Source organism: Thermus brockianus (assembly GCF_021462505.1).
Lineage (GTDB): Bacteria > Deinococcota > Deinococci > Deinococcales > Thermaceae > Thermus > Thermus hydrothermalis.
Genome location: NZ_JAKEDV010000003.1, coordinates 301601 through 316808, shown reverse-complemented (window position 1 = coordinate 316808; position 15208 = coordinate 301601). Strand labels below are relative to the sequence as shown.

Genomic DNA, 15208 nt, shown 5'->3' with positions numbered 1-15208 from the left:
CCCGTTCACAGCCTAATCCCCGCGAACGCGTTCATCACCCGGCTGGAAGCGTAGATCAAAGACCCGAAGCTGATAATCCAGACGAGCAGGGAGATCACGGAAGTCACGAGAAACCCGGCGATCCGCCCGGCCAGCGCGTCAATCGGTTGAGTCACGATCTTCACCTTGTCGCTCACCCATTGCCGAGCTTGGGCTAGCTTGTCCCCAATGGAGTCAACGAACGTTTGCCACTTGCTCTTGTTGGGGTCGGTCTTCGTCATCTCGGCGGCATACTGCTCTGCCGCAACACGCATCTCCTGAGACCGAACGGCAAATTCGTTCGCGGCTTGAACTGCGAGGTTTTGCGCTTCCTGGAGCTGTCGGTAGACCTGGGCGTAGGTGATCTGTCCCGCCGTCCTCACACTTGCCGCAAACACCATGGGAGCGATCACCCCAAGAACAACCCCGCTGAGGTAAAGGGAAAAGGTAGCGGCCAGAAGACGGTTATTCCCTACCGCTAAAAGCCCCACTCCAAGAGGCATCAGGGCTATCCCAAAGTACGCCATGAGCCCGGAAAGGACCATGGCCGCGATATACGGTACGACTAGGAACATAACCCCCCACCCCATGTACCTCCCCACGGTGGCCGTCCGCTGAAACGCCCCCGTAACTCCCACTCCCTTTGTGGCTGACCCCAGCTTCCCTCGCAACTCCGTGGCATAGTCCAAGACGGCCTTAGCTCCCTTGATCCCCATCTTCCCAGCAACCCCTACCGCCGTCCCACCAATCGCCATAAGGCCAAGCCCCTCTAAGGCTCCCTTGGTCGCGTCCCTGATGTTGACCATCCAGTTGGAGAAATCGTTGGCGATGGGCTGAACCGTCCTCCCGGCCACGAACTTGTGAGCGTCACTCCAAAGGGTGAGCAACTGCGCCCTCGCTACTGCTCCCTCGGGACGGCTAAGGATCGTCAGCAGAGCCAAGGCCACCATGACCCGAACTAGCCCCAGCTGAAAACCCAACCTGTTCCCCATGAGGAGCTGGGCTACGGAAAACACAAAGGCGAGCAACAGAAGCGCCCAGGATATCCCCCAAAACCACCCCATCAGCCCCACAGAGTGGGCCGTCTGCACCACCTGGCTCACAAAGTAGCTGTAGTCCGGTAACCCGGGGATCACGAGCTCTCACCTCCTACTCAATATAATCCCCGAGGTTTGGCACGTTGTCTACCATGGTAGAAAGGGAATCGAAGACTTGGCTCATCTGGTCGTATTCCCGCACGCTGTCACGGACCACATCGTCCACGGCCATCGCCGCCACCTGAAGCGCGGCTTCCGCGTCTCCCGCTTCCTGTTCTGCTTGTTCCGCGAGCACATCGTACAGGGCGGTAAGCCCGCTGTTAGAGAGGAGCTGGGCCTGGAGTTGCTGGTTGATCTGGCTGGCGGTGGCGATATTCATGGCCGCCTCAAGCTTCAAGAGGTTTGCTATCCCCTCCACAGCAAGCTCCAAGACCTCCCGGCTAGAAGCCGCACTCTTGGCCCGGTCGATCAGGTCGTCCGCTACGCCCTTTTTCACCACACCCCCGGTGGCGGCCTCGGCTTCCCTCGGAGTCAGCATTTTAGTCGCCAGCTGAGTCCCCTCCTCTAGAGCCCTCTTGCTGTCCTCAAACTTCTGGTTCGCCTCCGCAAGCCCCGAGGTGAACCCCCCTACGGCTAGTCCTCTCTTCAGGTTGCGAAGGAACTCGGTGATCTTCCCTATCAAGACCGTGGGGGAGGAGTCTTCCTTGTCCGCTAAAGACTTCTGCCCTGAACCTTGGGGAAAGTCCTTCCCGCTATTCAGGTACTTCTGCTTCGCGTCCTCCACCATGGCCCGGGCAATAGCCTGCCTGAGCTTAGTCGGTGCCATGCGCACAGTCCTGATCGCATCGTCAATTTCTTGGGCAAAGTTGTTCACCTCAGGACCGATCGCGAGCCCCAAAGACTGCATTGTTCCCTCGAGAACCCCCGTGAACATCTCAAAGACCATCGACTGTCCGTACTCGTTTATGTTGTCCAAAATCCAACGGATGTTTTTGTAAATGGAGCTGAGGGAGCAGATCCACTCCCAGTTGCCCCCAAAGTTGAAAGTGTAGGTGTAGCCACACCCTGTCCTCAGCACTTGATCCAGGGTGTTCCAAAAGGGGTTCCCTCCACCCCCCCCTCCGGCCTTCACCGGAGCGAAGGAGGCCAAGAGAAAGACCAACAGAACCCCTACACCACGCCGCATCACACCACCTCCCCTTTAGCGAGGGCTACCAAAGCGTCCCGAAGGTTCCCGTACTTCTCCACCGCCCTCCGGCGCTTCTCCTTGTCCTCCGGGTTCGTGGTGTACGCCCAATACTCCAAGGGAGAGACCCTGTTGCGTACCACGCCTCCCACAAGGCCCGTCCCGGCCCGAAGGACTACCAAGACTTCGGAATACTCCCCGGGCTTAAACTCAAGCTTCTTGTAAACCTTCTCTATCGCCCGGTCCGGTATCCCGAAAAGCTTCTTCACGTGCTCCTCCTGCCCGGGAGAGGGCAAGAGGTAGTGGTAGTAGGTGTTTTCCAAAATTCCCTGGGAGTACCCCGTCACGAAGTCCTGCAAGGACTGGGTGACGGCATACACCGCCGCACCGAAGGTTCGGCTCCGGCGGTACAGGTTTTCCACCACCGCCGCTCCGTACCGCGTCTTCAGAAGCGCCCAGGCCTCGTCCAAGACCACCATCTTCGGCCCAGGCTTCTTCGTGATCTTCCGCCACACCAAATCCGAAATCAAAAGAAGCCCTACCTGGGTCAGGGGGCCGTCCGTCCCAAGCTTGCCGGTTTCAAAGTAGACCACCTGAGCCTCCAAGTCCACGTTAGAGGGGCGGTCCACAAAACGCCCATACACCGAGTCTCCGGTCCAGTTGTCCAGGGCGTAAGCGAGGCGTTGGGCAATCTCTTTTTCCTTCGGCCCCATGGGCTTCCCGTTCACCTGCTCCATGTTCCGAAGCTTTCTGACCACGGTGGACAGGGTGAAAGGCTCGAGGTAGCGGTTCCCCCGCTCGTCCTCCTGCTGTTGCATCAAGTAGGTCTGCTCCACCGCCGCCATGAAGATCGCCTCCTCGATGGCGGCCTCCTGCTCGTTCGAAGGAGGCGGTACCATGGCCCGGAAAAGAGCCCGGATGAGGTCCTTCTTTTCCTCCGAAGGAAGAAGTTCCCCCTCCCGAAGCTCAAAGGGATTGATGCTCGTACCCTCCACGGGGTCCACCACCACAACGCTCCCCCCTAAAAGCTCCACCAGGGCCACGTAGTTGAACCCCCGGTCTACGATGACGACCTCTACGCCTCGAAGGGCGAGCTGGTTGAGGAAAGACTGGACGAAGAAAGACTTCCCTCGCCCGCTTCCCCCTACCACAATCCCGTGCTTCGCCGGAAACTCCTTGGCGAAGGGGTCTATCTGCACCGTGACCCCACCCTGTCCTTCATAGACCGCCACGGGCTTCTCTAAACCCCGCCAAGGAAACCAGGTGGGCATGAAATCCGCCGCGTTGTCCTCCAAAAGCTTCGCCTTGTAGTAAGGCACCCGTCCGCTTCCCGGAGACACGGAAATCCACGCTTCAAAGAAATCGTGAACCTCTATTCCTCGCACTCCCCCAAGCTCGGCGAAATGCCCCCGAGCTTCCTGAAGCTTGCGGATCATCTCTCTCTCGTTCCGGGAGAGAAAGATGAGGTGCACCCCTACATCGAAGATCTGCCTCCCCTCCCCCTGCACCCGCTTCAAAGCCTCCGAGTAGTTCTCCGCTTTGACGAAAACCCCGGGGTCGACCACGGTGTCGGACTTGGTCATCGCCGTAGCGGTGCGCAAGGTGGTGGAAAGCTTCCGCACCTCACTCGCGGTTTCCCGGTGATACCAGTCCACCACAAGGTAAAACTCCCCTTCCATGCGAAGAAGCTTGTCCACGAACCCCGTAAAAGTCACGTCCGGACTTACCCCCATCGCCATCCCCGAGATCCAAGTGTCCCCCACAAGGATCCGGGTGGAGTAAGCGTTGTCCACGTCTGTTCTCCCCAGCTGGGCCGTAAGCCCCTCGTAGTCCGGCGTTCCGTAAGGGGGACGTTCCCCGGGAGGGAGATACCGGGGAGCCGGCTTGTCCGGGTTAAACCAGCGCCACATGGTCTCAAAAAGGCGCTGGTCATCCGCTGGTACCGCTTTGATCCCGATGCTCCTCAACTGAACCCCGAACTCCTCCCGAACGGCCCGGGCCAGCGCCATGGCCTCCTCATACTCCCGCTCGGAGAACATTCCCCGCACCTTTCCCCGGGGAGGAGTCAGGGTGAGAAACCCGTAGTACCGCCAGGTGCGGAGCACTCCACGGCGGGCCAGGTCTTCAAACATCTTCATACGAGCGTCAAAGAAGAGCTCCCCAAGAGGGTGAACATAGCTTCCCCGCTCCCGCCGAATGCTCTCCAGGTAGCTCTCCGCCTCCTGCCTGACCTCCACAAAGAGCCGGAACCTTTCTCCCTCCGGCACCGCTAGCCGAAGAAAGTACGAAAACCCCCGGTGGAAGTCCTCCAGGTCGGAGTCAGAAAAGAGAAGCATCTGAGGAAGTTGAAGCTCAAAGCCTACCTCCATCTTCCCATCCCGGGTGAAGACGACTCCCCCCTCTAGCTCCCATTGGGGAAGCTCATCGGCTAAGGGCAAAGTCTTGATCCCAAACACGCTCATCCTCGCTCACCCCCTCTTCCTCAGGTTCCGGCAAACCCGCTCGGGAAAGCGTTAGTGGTACCTCCTTCTCAGGAGGCCGAACCTCGTACACGTCGCCCCGCGTGATAAAGCGAAGAAACCTCATCCCCGCTCCGTTGCCATAGCGGTCACTTACCCAGAGGCTCAACCGATAAACCGCTACTACGGCCAAAAGCGAAAGCAACCCCCGCAACCAGAGGTTGCTCACCAAGACCTGCATGACCTGCAACGACAGCAGACCCCCTAGGAGCGCACTCACCACCGCTCCCACAGGCATACCAAAGATGGTCAGCGCGGTGTCTAACCGTGGGACCCTTCGCATGAGAGTAAAAATAGGGGGACAGCTACCCCGCTTCCCCCTCAGCTCACGTTGGTCATCTCAAGCGCAACCCGTTGACCCCAGAATGGCGTTGCCCAAGGTCTTGGCGGCCAAGAGTAAAGCCCCACCCGCGATGGCCGTGATGATGAGTCCCATGGAGTTGCGGTTGCCAATGATCAGCCCCGCAAACCCCAGCCCCAGCATGATGATCGCCAGAGCGGCACCAAACGGCCCGGTCAGGGTTTCCACGACCGCACAGATGATGTTCTGGATACGGGTCATGGGCCCAGCAAGAGGGTTAGCCGCCCCTCCACCACCAGCCAGAGCCAACTGCCCAGCCGCCAACGCCAAAACCACCGCCGCCTGAGGGTTCCGCCGCACCACCCGGAGGTAAGCCTTAATCCGCTCCACCTGTCACCTCCTACCATCTTTTCTAAAACTTTCCCCTTGGGTTGTCAACCCCCCCAAAATCTGCTACCTTTTATACCGTGGAGCGCTACAAAGGAGTAGACCGGGAAAAGGTTCTTGCGGAACTTAGGGAGAAGTACCCGGAGATGCCTGACCCGGGCACAAGGGAGTGGTCGGAGTTTTTGAAGCGGTTGAAGGAGGAAAACCCCGAGGACTACCGCGCCGCCCTGCTTCTCGGTGGGGGGATTACCAAAGCCCTGGAGACAGAGATCCAGCGGGCGAAAAGGCGGGACGCTATCAAGTCTTTATGGACCCGCTTATTCACCAGGGAACACAGGGGGAAAGCGGTTCCTGACAAGAGAAAAATCGGCTTACTCGCCTTTGTCCTCGTCGGTGGTTTGTTTATGTTCGCTTTCTTCGTGGGGACAAGCCCCAAAAAAGAAGCCACAGGGGGTGGGGTCGTCAAGGGTATTCCCGTGAACGAAACCCAAATGGCCGTCTCTGCCTCCGAAGGCAAGACAGAAGCCACGGGAAATATCGCAAACAGCACAGCGAACACCCAAACACAACCCGGATTGGCTGAAAAGGGCCTCGCCGACATGCTGAACTCTACCTCCGGGGAAGCGGGGACCACCGGAAGTGGGAATGGAGCCTCCCTTAGTGGAAGCGGGACCGGAAATGAAGTCCCCCCCACCGGAACCGGAACTCCCACAGCCCCCGGAACTCTTCCCCCTCCTCCAACTCCGGTGTATTCCGGGGGAACTCTACCTTCTCCTCCGGACACCTCCTACGCCGCAATGAGCGCGGGGCAGACAGGGAACCTCCCTCCTCCCATGGTGATTTACGCTGACCCTGGGATGCCTGTGACTACTTCCACCTCACCTACCTCGCCCTCTCCGGGAAACACACCTCCAGAGGCGGCCAGCACTCCCCAGGCCACGGGAACTTCTCTTGGGCTCCCTGGGGGGATGCTCTACCTGAACTACCCTGGCGCCGGGATGATGGTCGTCACCATTCCCCAGCAAGAAGGGATGAACGCCGTGTCTTCCCAGCCTTCAGAGACTTCTTCTTCCTCTCCCGCGCCTAACGCTGTCCCTTCTCCTTATCCTCAGAATGCGCCTATGCCTCCTACGCCTTCGAACCCCACGGGAGGTAACGGATGGTAAGGAAGGCTTTCGCCCTCTTCCTCTTAGGAACCGCCTTTGCTCAAACCCAGGACCCCTGGATCGTCTACCAAAAGCCTGCTTCTCAACCTCAACCTACACCTCCCGCCATGCAATCTTCTCCTCCTACTTCAAGCGAGAACACCGCTTTTCCGGGCCTCAACCCTACGGAACCGGGTTTCTTCCCCGGTTTTACGCCTGCTATTCAAACTTCGCCTGCGGTTGAGTCCCCGTACAAACCGGGAGAGATCCGCCGGGGGCGGATGCTCACCGGAGCCTACCTTATTCCCGGGAAGTCCGTTCCCGTAGCCGTGGAGTTAGAGGACAAGACCGTTCTCGTGGGAACGGCCCGGTTTGACCCAACGGGAAGGGTGTGGATAGACTTCTCCACCGCCGTAAAGCGGGGACAGGTCTATACCGTATCCGCCGTGGCTCTGGAAGCCACCGAGTGGACCCAGGGACTCCCGGCCAAAGTGGGAGACGAAGCGCCTACCCTGGTAGCTGATCTCGTCCGTGGCGCTCTCGGAGGCATCTCGGACTTCGTGAAGGCGAGTCTGGAAGCCACCAATGTCGTCACGCTCCCCGGCGGTGGACAGGCGGTTGAGAAGAAAGTCCCAGGCTTGGAGATGTTCCTCTTGGCCCGCGCGGCTGATCTGGTAGCCCTCCCTAAGGATAACACCGCCGTACTTCGTACCGTGAAGGTAGAGCGTGACACCCCGGTCCTGGTCTTCTTCCTTCCCGGTCCTCAACCGAACGCTGGCGAAACGCCTGCGCCTACCCCTGGAAGGTAGACGGGAGAGGACCATAGAGGTCGCCCCCTACAGGATGAGGGGGCGAAAAGTCCTCACCGTCTACGCTGTACCCGAGGTCGCGGAACTCCCTGACCACCTCTTATACCACCTTTTGCTCACCTCAGAAGCTGTAGAACGCCTACGCCCCACCACCTGGGAAATCCCTCTTCACGGAGACACCACAACGCCCGATGCTTACCTCATCTTCCCCTGGGGGGAAGCCTTTCTAGAGGTGGACACGGGGCACTACTCTCCAGAGGCGGTGCGCGCCAAACTCCGCACCTTCCGCAAACCCCTCTACTGGGCTACCTTGTCTCCTGAACGACTAAACTGGGTGCTTCGCCTCTCGCAAGGACTTCACTCAGACCTTCGGCCTCTTCTACTAGCTCCGCCGGAATGACCTCGGCTACCGGGTTGGCCTTCAAAAACTTCCCGTAGCGCCTCCCCTTCACCGGAGTAAACCAAAACCTCCCCCCGGCCTGGTAGACATAAGAAGACACCGAGGCAAAGACCCGCCTCACTCCGGCGGGCGTGTACCCTCCCCACTTCGCCGCGAGAAAAACATTCCCTCCCTCCGGAGCCGCGAACACTAGGACTTCCCCAATCCTGCCTTTGAGACGGTATCCCCTGGACTTCAAAACCTCGTAGAAAGCATAACGAAAAAGAGCATTTCTAGCCGCCCGGGAAGAAGGCGTGTAGTGAGCGAAACGAAAAAACTGCTTTCGTCCTTGACGACTCAGAACAAAGACTTGCCCCCACAAATACCGTTCATGGCGAAGTTCCGGAGTAGCAAGGCCCCCCCCACGATACAGGGGCAAAACTCCGAAGAACCTCGCCTCTTTCACGGCATCGCCTTCGTACTCTCGGAAGTCTAGTGCGAGAAAACGCCTAGCCATTTCAACCCCCCCAAGATCCACAGATGAAGCGGGTAGAAGGAGTAAGCCCACCACCAAGGAACCCGTTTGCCAGGGACTCCTCGGTGAACCACCGCCCATATGGGAAAGACCAAGAGAGAAAGGGGTAAGACGACCCAAAGGGACCATCCCATAAGCCACAAAGAACCTCCCACCATCACGCTTCCCCAAAAGACCTGACCGCGAGACAAAAGGTAAAGCGCTGGACCTCCAAGGGGAAACTCGGTCATCAAAGAGAGCAAAACACCGGGGAAAACCCTTCCCTGAACCATCCAGACCCCGGAGAGAAAAGTAAAGAGCACATTGAGGGGCCAGAACCAGACTCCTCCAAAGACCAGAACGTAACCGCCTTGCGCCAGAAGGGCGAAGGAAAGCAACCGAGAGGCGTACTTCCGGGGGTCCACCCCATGGCTCAGATGATGAGCCATGAGGGCGAGCAAGACGGGGAAGACCAATCTCCCGGGCAACCGCGGCCACACTTCGTTCGGAAGGAGGAGAAAGGCCAAGTGGTCCACCACCATCAGGGCCAAAGCCCCCCACTTCAACCCTTCTAGGCTCACCGAAGAAGCCCTAATGCCGCGCCCAAGTATCCCCATAAGACCGTCACCGTACCCGGGTGATCCAAGATCACCCACTCTTTACCCTTGGGAGCTACCAAAAAACGCATGTCCCCGAGAATGAGAACACCCCCCATGCGCCCGCCACCAAGACGCACCACCCGCGCCTTTTGAGCCCAAGAAGGAACCGCCTCGCTTCCTAAGACCAGGGTGACCTTTTTGTTCACCAGGGCTTCCGCTATCCTCGCAGGTGGGAGCCCAAGCACGACCACCTCGTTCACCCGACTGACCAAAAACCAGTACGCCGTGTTCTCGTCCACTTCCCGCACCTGGGGAAGCCCTTGAGCAAACCCAAAGCTCAAAAGAACCATAACCGCCGCCACTCTCGACGACACCACTCCGAACTTCGAGCACCAGGAAAACACCCTCTTTGTCCTCACCGGATCTCCTCCTCCCTCCGGGAAGCGTTCACCACATAGCTCGTGGCGAGCCGGGCCACCAGGGCCACCTTGTCGCTCACAGGCCCCGCGAAGGTGAGCCAGAGCCAGCGGTCGGGGGTGCTGTATCCGGGGGCGAAGAGGTAGCCCTTTCCCCCGGCCCAAAGGATGGGCAGACCCAGGATGACCCCGGAGAGCTCCGGGGCATCCCGCTCACCCCCCACGGCCACCACCTTGAGGAGGCCTTCCTTCACCGCCTCCTTCAGCTCCGCCTCCAGCTTTCTCGCCGTCTTCCCGTCCGTGACGATGTACGCTTTAGGAATCCGTATCCCTCCCGGCGGGCAGGTGTAGATGGGCACCCCCCCGTAGGAGATGTTCTGGCACCCCCCTCCGTGCAGGATGAGCCCGAGGTAGCGGGCCAAAGCCTCCACCCCGGCTCCCGAGCCCACCACCATCACCTCCTGGCCCCGGGAAAGAGCGCCCTGAATCTCCCCCCAGGAGGCGGGGTAGAGCATGTCGTCCGGGAGGCCGCACATCTTGAGGGTGGTGCACAGGACGCACTTCGTCACCCGGTACACCCCCCGAAGGACCAGGGAGGGCTGGGAAAAGTCCAGCTGGGCGAGGCTACTGGGGTCGCACGAGAGCACCTGGCTGACCTTGTTCAGGTTGTTGCTGATCCCGCCCCAGTCCAGGTTGGAGAGCCAGTCGAACTGGGCCAGGGCCGGGGTAAGGGCTACCAAAAGGGTCAAGAACGCTTTCCGCATCTTCACCTCCCGAGGAGGGGCCGATAGAGCGCCCTCAGGTCCAGGGCGTAGGCCGAGAGGTCCGAGACCAGGGTGTAGGGGGCTCCCCGCACCCCCGGCACCTCGTACCCCTCGGGCACGGAGACCCAGCGCCAATGCGTCCGCTCCAGGGCGAAGGGAAGCACGTAGGGCGGGACTCCCAGGGGCTGGACGGGGCCTTCCAGGGGAAGCGAGGGGTAGGCGATGACGCAAGGGGGGCAGTATTCCACCCGGATGTCGATGGTGAGGGGCACGTGCCAGTAGACCACCAGGCGGGAGAGCTGGCTCCAGGCCCACCCCATCCAGTTCCCCAGGTTCACCTGGGAGAGGTCCACATTGCGGATGTCGGGGACCGTGGTCACCTCCAGGAAGTTCGTGGCCTGGAAGAAGGTGGCGTAGCCGAAGGCCTCGTAGACGGGGAGGGAGGAAGGGGGGAGCCACCGCTTGGCCTCCTCGAACTTCCAGAGGCCCGGGGCCTCCTTCGCCTTCAGGGGCTCGTTCTGGGGCTTGCCCCCGGTGAGCTTCTCCACCTCTCCCTTGGCCTTCACCACCTCGTCCAGGGTCATGAGGGCCGTGGCCGCGCACGAGACCACCCGGTCCAGGTCCCCCGCGCACCCCTTGAGGGCGGGGATCGCCCCGGTGAGGGCCCTCAAGGGGGCGTTCACCAGGTTCTCCAGGTTCCCCTTCAGGGTGTCCACCCCTGGAAGGCCCAGGAAGGCCCGGGAGTCGAAAAGGGTCTTGGCCGAGCGGTAGAAGTGCACGTAGAGGTACGCCTTCTCCACCTCCGTCCCCGCCCGGTCGATGAGCCCCTTGTAGGTGTCCCAGATGGCCTGCACCTGGTCCCAGAGGGCGGTGAGGTCCGTGGGGAAGAGCTCGGTGTAGACCGGGGCCACCACGCTCCCCGCCCCGAGGAGGTGGCCCTGCCAGGGCACGGGGAGGTAGGCCTTGGGGCTCCCCAGGCTCCTGAAGTCCTTGGGGAGGAGGGAGAGGAGGTCCTGGGGGGTGGAAGGCCTCGGGGTGAGGAGAGCCTGGGCCACCTCCTTCAGATACTCGGGGTAGTACCGCTCAAAGGCCCGTTTCATCGCCCGCTCCACCCGGGCGTTCGCCTCCGCCTCGTTGAACCAGAAGGGGCGGGAGGGGTAGCCCGGGGTGCGGAAGACCTCGTACCCCTGGACCAGGACCTTGAACCCCGGGATATACATGAGGGGCAAAATCTGCATCCCGAGGTCGTCACAAAACTCCCTGGGGTCCACCTGGGGTACGGGGAGGTAGCGGTCGAGCTTGTGGAGCCCCGCCGAGGCCCACTTCCCCAGGTCCAGGGGGGAAGACCGGGTGGCCGCCTGGAGGAAGGCCGTGTCCACCCCCTCGGAGGGCACCATGAGCTTGAGGTCGGGGAGAGGAGGGTCAAGGGAAGGCCCCTTCACCCCGGCGAGGCAGTAGGCGAACCAGAAGGCGGGGTTGTTGAGCTCGGTGATGACCCGCCAGTAGTAGCGCTCCTCAAAGCGTTGCCAGGCCTTCCTCAGGTCCCGCGCCACCTCCCGGGTGGCCTCGAGGCTGGAGAGGGGGAGGTAGAACTCGTGGGCCTGGGCCTCGGCCCAGGGAAGCCTCCCGGAGCAGTCCTGCTTGGTGGGGTCGCACCTTCCCTTCTGGTAGTCCCGGAAGCGGTCCTTCCTCAACACCTCCAGGTAGGGCCACTTCCCCTTCAGGACCTGCTCCAGGCGGTAGTCCGGGGCGGAGAGCAGGTACTTGGTCCATTCCTCGTAGGTAGGCCCCTGGGCCAGGGCCAGGGAGAAGAGGAAGAGCGCCCAAACCCACCGCATCTCACAACCCCCTTTCCGCACACCAGTCCCGAAGGGGCTTAAACCACACCTTGGCCTCCTCCCTCCCCGTCCCGGCGAGGGGGTTCCCCTGGGGCGAGAGGGAGCGGGTGATGTAGCTCACGTAGGGGTCGCCCTCGGCCACTTCAAGGTCCTTCCCCGTGGGCTGGAGGTAGCCCTCGAGGCCGGGGACCCGGTACCGCTTCCCCTCCGCCGTCACGTATCCCCCGGGCTCCACGGGGCGGTCGTTGTCCGCCGCTGGCCGCCAAACGGTCTGCCACCGGGAGAGGTACCAGTACGCCTGCCAGGAAGTGATCCGGTACACCCACCCCTGCACCTGGACCGTGTAGGTGTAAAGCCAGCGCCCCAGCAAACCGCCCTCCCACCGCCGCTCCACCGTGGCCGTCCCCCGAATCCGGTTGTTCCCATCCCTCACCTCACAGGTGAGGGGAAAACTGGAGGTGTAGGTCCAGAGGAACCGACCGCAACGGTCCCTCCACCCGCCTGTGTTCCACCACAGGGTGAAGCTCTCCCACCCCCGCCCAAAGTTCCCCCCGAAGGAGAAATCCCATGGGGCCGTGGTCTGGTCGGGGTAGCGAAGGGTCTGGGGGTCCTCCCGGTCCAGCTCCCACGACCCGGAAGCCCAGACATAGGCGTAGCCCCGGTTCCGCCCTTGGGCATCGGTAGCGGGTTGGACCAGGGTCCAGCCCGTGGGGGCGGGATTGGGCAGGGTGAGCCGCACCTCCTCCGCGTCGTTCCCCAGGTCAAAGGTGTCCCGCCCGTTCCAGTCCCTCCCGTAGGTCCTATAGCCCACGTACCCCACCTGGCCTAAGGTGGTCTCCTTGAACTCCACCCTGGCCCGCAGGTTGCCCTGGGAAATCTGTCCCCACACGAGGGCCCGGGCCTCGGGAAGTCCCTCCTGGGTGGGGGAGAGGGGCGTGGTGAAGGAGAGGTAGTCCGTCTCCTGCCAGTCCGGGCGGTCCACCAGGAACCTCCCCGCCATCACCGCCCCCTTCTGGGTGGAGCCGGAAGGCGGGTAGATGACGGCGAAGGACTGCTCCTTGGCGAGGCTTTCCCGGGGCATCACGTGGTAGCGGGAGTCGCTCCGGTAGAGGGAGCAGTAGCTCCTCGCCGTCCCCTCCGGGACCACGAAGCGCTCCTGTCCCCCGTTTCGCGCCCGGAACTCCTGGGCCAGGGTCTGGGTCCAGGCCGAAACCTCGGGGACGAAGAACCAGAGGGTGCTTCCCTGGGGCTGACGGGCGTAGAAAGCCCTCAGGTCCGCTAGAGAAGAGAGGACGCTCTTCGCCACCACGTCCCGGTCCGCCGGGGAGATCCCGGAGAGGATGGACCCCTGGACCGAAGGGGGCTGGTAGGACTCCATCCCGGGATAGCGGTACCGCTCCCTGGCGCTTCCTCCAGGGGGCCTCACGGAAAGCCACCCCCCCGCCTCCAGGGGCACGGGGTTGTCCGGGGAGGGCATCCAGGTCTTGGTCCCCTGGAGGGGCCAGACGGCGTACTGCACCTGGTGGTAGGAGGGCCTGTTCTGGGCGTCGTAGACCGTGCTCACCGAGGCCCGCCCCCGGAGGCGGTTCCCTGAGTCGTAGAGGTTGAAGACCGCCTGGTTGTAGGGGGTGTTCGGGGCGTACCCCGAAAGGGTGAAGTAGTCGCACCCGGAGACGCAGAGGTAGAGCCTCCCGTTCCAGGAGAAGGGCTGGGTGGTCATCCCCTGCGTCGGGTTGGCCCCGCTCTCCACCAAAAACTCCACCACCACGCTGTACCCCTCCCGGGCGTTCCCCTGGAGCGTCCCTCGGACCTCCGTGGAGGGACGAGGGCCGTCCACGAGGCCCACCTGGGCCAGGGCGAGGGTGGAGAGGAGAAGGAGAGGGCTAAACCTTCTCACGCCGCACCCCCAAAGCGTCCACGAGGTCCAGCACGAAGGCCCACCCTACGCCCAAGAGGAACCACCCCGGCCCGTAGGTGTGGGCCAGGACCAGTCCGAAACCCGCGCCGAGAGCGTACCGCCACCACATCCAGCACCTCCTACGGGTACTGCCTCCCCCGCTGGAACATGGGGTCAATCATCAAGAGGGTCTTCAGCGTGGGCACCAGGCCCGTGGGGGTCTCCGCCAGGGCCAGGCACCGCCTCCCCTCCTGGGTGTCCTTGTAGGCCTGGCACCCCTGGAGGACCTGGTTCCGCTCGTCCTCAGGCACCGCCCCGTACTCGGGGTCCGAGGGGTCGTAGTACTTGCGGGGGATCACCCGGTCCATGAGGAGGTAGTCGTGCCGAAACCCCTTGACCATGAGGAAGGTCTTGATCTCCACCTTGGGGCCGATGTCCGCGCCCCGGGCGTTCTGCTGGCCGAAGCAGAAGGTGATGAACCCCCCGCAAAGCCTCCCGGTGTAGAGGAGGCCGTAGAGGATGCTGGGGACGTCCGTGAGGATCTTGATCTCCCCCGCCGGGTCCGCGCGGCTACAGATCCCGAGCCAGTTGCAGTCGTAGAAGTACCCCTGGGCCACCTTGGCGAGGGCGCTCCGCACGGGCTCCGGGATCTCCTTGGCGTAGGCGTAGGCGAGCATGGAGGCCCCCGCCCGCTTGTGGTCCTCCACGAGGCGGGTGGCGAACTCCTGGAGGGCCTGGTCGTAGGAGAGTTCCCGCTCCCAGGTGAGGTAGGCCGCCACCCGGCTCGAGGTGGAGATCGTCCCGCTCATGGGCACCCAGTAGCCCCGGAGGAGGGTGCAGGCGTAGTAGGGAGACCCCGGCGCGCCCCCAGAGGTGGTCACCGTGGTTGTCTGCTCACCCCCGTCAGGATCCCGGTACTTGCAGGACCAGTCCTCCCGCCACTCCTTCCAGTAGACGAAGGCCTCCGCCGTGAAGTGGTGGAAGCCGTTGTCCCGGAAGGAGAGGCTTCGGGTGGACACCTGGACCTCGGGGCACCCCTGGACCGGGTTGGGGGAGAGGAGGGTGTAAATGGGGTTCCACGGCTCCACGTTTCCGAGGGCGAGTTCGCTCCTCGTCCACCGAATGCGCACCCAGGCCGTGGTGGAAGGGGAGGAGGTCCAGGCCCGCGCGGTGAAGGAGCCGGGGGAGGCCAGGGCGGTGGGAGAGACGGTGAGGTAGACCTGGGGCCTCCCCACGGGAAGTTCGGGATAGTTGGGAGGCGTGTACCGCACGGTGCAGGTTTGCGCCAACCCCGATGCGAAGATGAACACCAAAAGAAAGCCCCACCTCATGACGACTACCTCGGTATATAGAATAGCAAACCCCGCCGTGAAAATACCACGGCGGGGCAATCGCTTCT

General features: G+C 62.2%; 14 protein-coding genes. 2 read left to right on the top strand and 12 right to left on the bottom strand.

Annotated elements, in window-relative coordinates; translation table 11 throughout:
* Positions 1–5: 5 nt before the first annotated feature.
* The 4 genes from LXN00_RS05705 to LXN00_RS05690 form a co-directional block, all read right to left on the bottom strand.
* Entirely contained in the window at positions 6–1121 is a 1116-nt protein-coding gene (locus LXN00_RS05705) for a hypothetical protein (RefSeq protein ID WP_234506043.1), read from the bottom strand.
* A 46-nt stretch (positions 1122–1167) separates the two neighbouring features.
* A complete protein-coding gene (locus LXN00_RS05700; RefSeq protein ID WP_234506041.1) occupies positions 1168–2217 on the bottom strand; it encodes a hypothetical protein in 1050 nt (349 codons plus the stop codon).
* A 23-nt stretch (positions 2218–2240) separates the two neighbouring features.
* The gene (locus tag LXN00_RS05695; protein WP_326491126.1) at positions 2241–4577 is read right to left on the bottom strand and encodes an ATP-binding protein; all 2337 of its coding nucleotides are present in this window, start codon (positions 4575–4577) and stop codon (positions 2241–2243) included.
* 523 nt (positions 4578–5100) lie between these two features.
* Positions 5101–5451 carry a TrbC/VirB2 family protein gene (locus tag LXN00_RS05690; protein WP_234506035.1) on the bottom strand — a complete coding sequence of 117 codons (351 nt, stop codon included), beginning with the start codon at positions 5449–5451 and terminating at the stop codon, positions 5101–5103.
* A gap of 77 nt (positions 5452–5528) precedes the next feature.
* Here LXN00_RS05690 and LXN00_RS05685 point away from each other — a divergent pair, with 77 nt between their 5' ends.
* Both LXN00_RS05685 and LXN00_RS05680 read left to right on the top strand, forming a co-directional pair.
* Entirely contained in the window at positions 5529–6614 is a 1086-nt protein-coding gene (locus LXN00_RS05685) for a hypothetical protein (protein ID WP_234506032.1), read from the top strand.
* 260 nt (positions 6615–6874) lie between these two features.
* Positions 6875–7402 carry a hypothetical protein gene (locus tag LXN00_RS05680; RefSeq protein WP_234506028.1) on the top strand — a complete coding sequence of 176 codons (528 nt, stop codon included), beginning with the start codon at positions 6875–6877 and terminating at the stop codon, positions 7400–7402.
* 305 nt (positions 7403–7707) lie between these two features.
* Here LXN00_RS05680 and LXN00_RS05675 read toward each other — a convergent pair whose 3' ends face one another.
* Genes LXN00_RS05675 through LXN00_RS05645 form a run of 8 tightly spaced genes read right to left on the bottom strand, consistent with a single transcriptional unit; the run spans position 7708 to position 15140 of the window.
* Positions 7708–8298, bottom strand: coding sequence for a hypothetical protein (locus tag LXN00_RS05675; RefSeq protein ID WP_234506024.1), 591 nt, complete (start codon positions 8296–8298; stop codon positions 7708–7710).
* Positions 8274–8912 (bottom strand): TraX family protein, encoded by a 639-nt coding sequence (locus tag LXN00_RS12800; RefSeq protein WP_418952984.1) that lies wholly within the window; start codon positions 8910–8912, stop codon positions 8274–8276. The genes LXN00_RS05675 and LXN00_RS12800 overlap by 25 nt, the downstream gene beginning before the upstream one ends.
* On the bottom strand, positions 8873–9313 hold the full coding sequence (locus LXN00_RS05670; RefSeq protein WP_234506020.1) for a hypothetical protein: 441 nt from the start codon (positions 9311–9313) through the stop codon (positions 8873–8875). Before LXN00_RS05670 ends, LXN00_RS12800 begins: the two co-directional genes overlap by 40 nt.
* Positions 9310–10074 carry a hypothetical protein gene (locus LXN00_RS05665; protein ID WP_234506018.1) on the bottom strand — a complete coding sequence of 255 codons (765 nt, stop codon included), beginning with the start codon at positions 10072–10074 and terminating at the stop codon, positions 9310–9312. The genes LXN00_RS05670 and LXN00_RS05665 overlap by 4 nt, the downstream gene beginning before the upstream one ends.
* Before the next feature lie 2 nt (positions 10075–10076).
* Positions 10077–11912: a hypothetical protein gene (locus LXN00_RS05660; RefSeq protein WP_234506015.1), complete on the bottom strand. Its 1836-nt coding sequence runs from the start codon at positions 11910–11912 to the stop codon at positions 10077–10079.
* A 1-nt stretch (position 11913) separates the two neighbouring features.
* Positions 11914–13809 (bottom strand): hypothetical protein, encoded by a 1896-nt coding sequence (locus tag LXN00_RS05655; RefSeq protein WP_234506011.1) that lies wholly within the window; start codon positions 13807–13809, stop codon positions 11914–11916.
* Positions 13796–13939 carry a hypothetical protein gene (locus tag LXN00_RS05650; RefSeq protein WP_234506008.1) on the bottom strand — a complete coding sequence of 48 codons (144 nt, stop codon included), beginning with the start codon at positions 13937–13939 and terminating at the stop codon, positions 13796–13798. The genes LXN00_RS05655 and LXN00_RS05650 overlap by 14 nt, the downstream gene beginning before the upstream one ends.
* A gap of 10 nt (positions 13940–13949) precedes the next feature.
* A complete protein-coding gene (locus LXN00_RS05645) occupies positions 13950–15140 on the bottom strand; it encodes a hypothetical protein (protein WP_234506006.1) in 1191 nt (396 codons plus the stop codon).
* Positions 15141–15208: the final 68 nt, after the last annotated feature.

Coding starts and splice junctions, on each gene's coding strand:
- LXN00_RS05645 (WP_234506006.1), bottom strand. CDS start 15,140: ATGAGGTGGGGCTTTCTTTTGGTGTTCATCTTCGCATCGGGGTTGGCG.
- LXN00_RS12800 (WP_418952984.1), bottom strand. CDS start 8,912: ATGGGGATACTTGGGCGCGGCATTAGGGCTTCTTCGGTGAGCCTAGAA.
- LXN00_RS05650 (WP_234506008.1), bottom strand. CDS start 13,939: ATGTGGTGGCGGTACGCTCTCGGCGCGGGTTTCGGACTGGTCCTGGCC.
- LXN00_RS05660 (WP_234506015.1), bottom strand. CDS start 11,912: ATGCGGTGGGTTTGGGCGCTCTTCCTCTTCTCCCTGGCCCTGGCCCAG.
- LXN00_RS05675 (WP_234506024.1), bottom strand. CDS start 8,298: ATGGCTAGGCGTTTTCTCGCACTAGACTTCCGAGAGTACGAAGGCGAT.
- LXN00_RS05695 (WP_326491126.1), bottom strand. CDS start 4,577: ATGCTTCTCTTTTCTGACTCCGACCTGGAGGACTTCCACCGGGGGTTT.
- LXN00_RS05665 (WP_234506018.1), bottom strand. CDS start 10,074: ATGCGGAAAGCGTTCTTGACCCTTTTGGTAGCCCTTACCCCGGCCCTG.
- LXN00_RS05680 (WP_234506028.1), top strand. CDS start 6,875: ATGCTCACCGGAGCCTACCTTATTCCCGGGAAGTCCGTTCCCGTAGCC.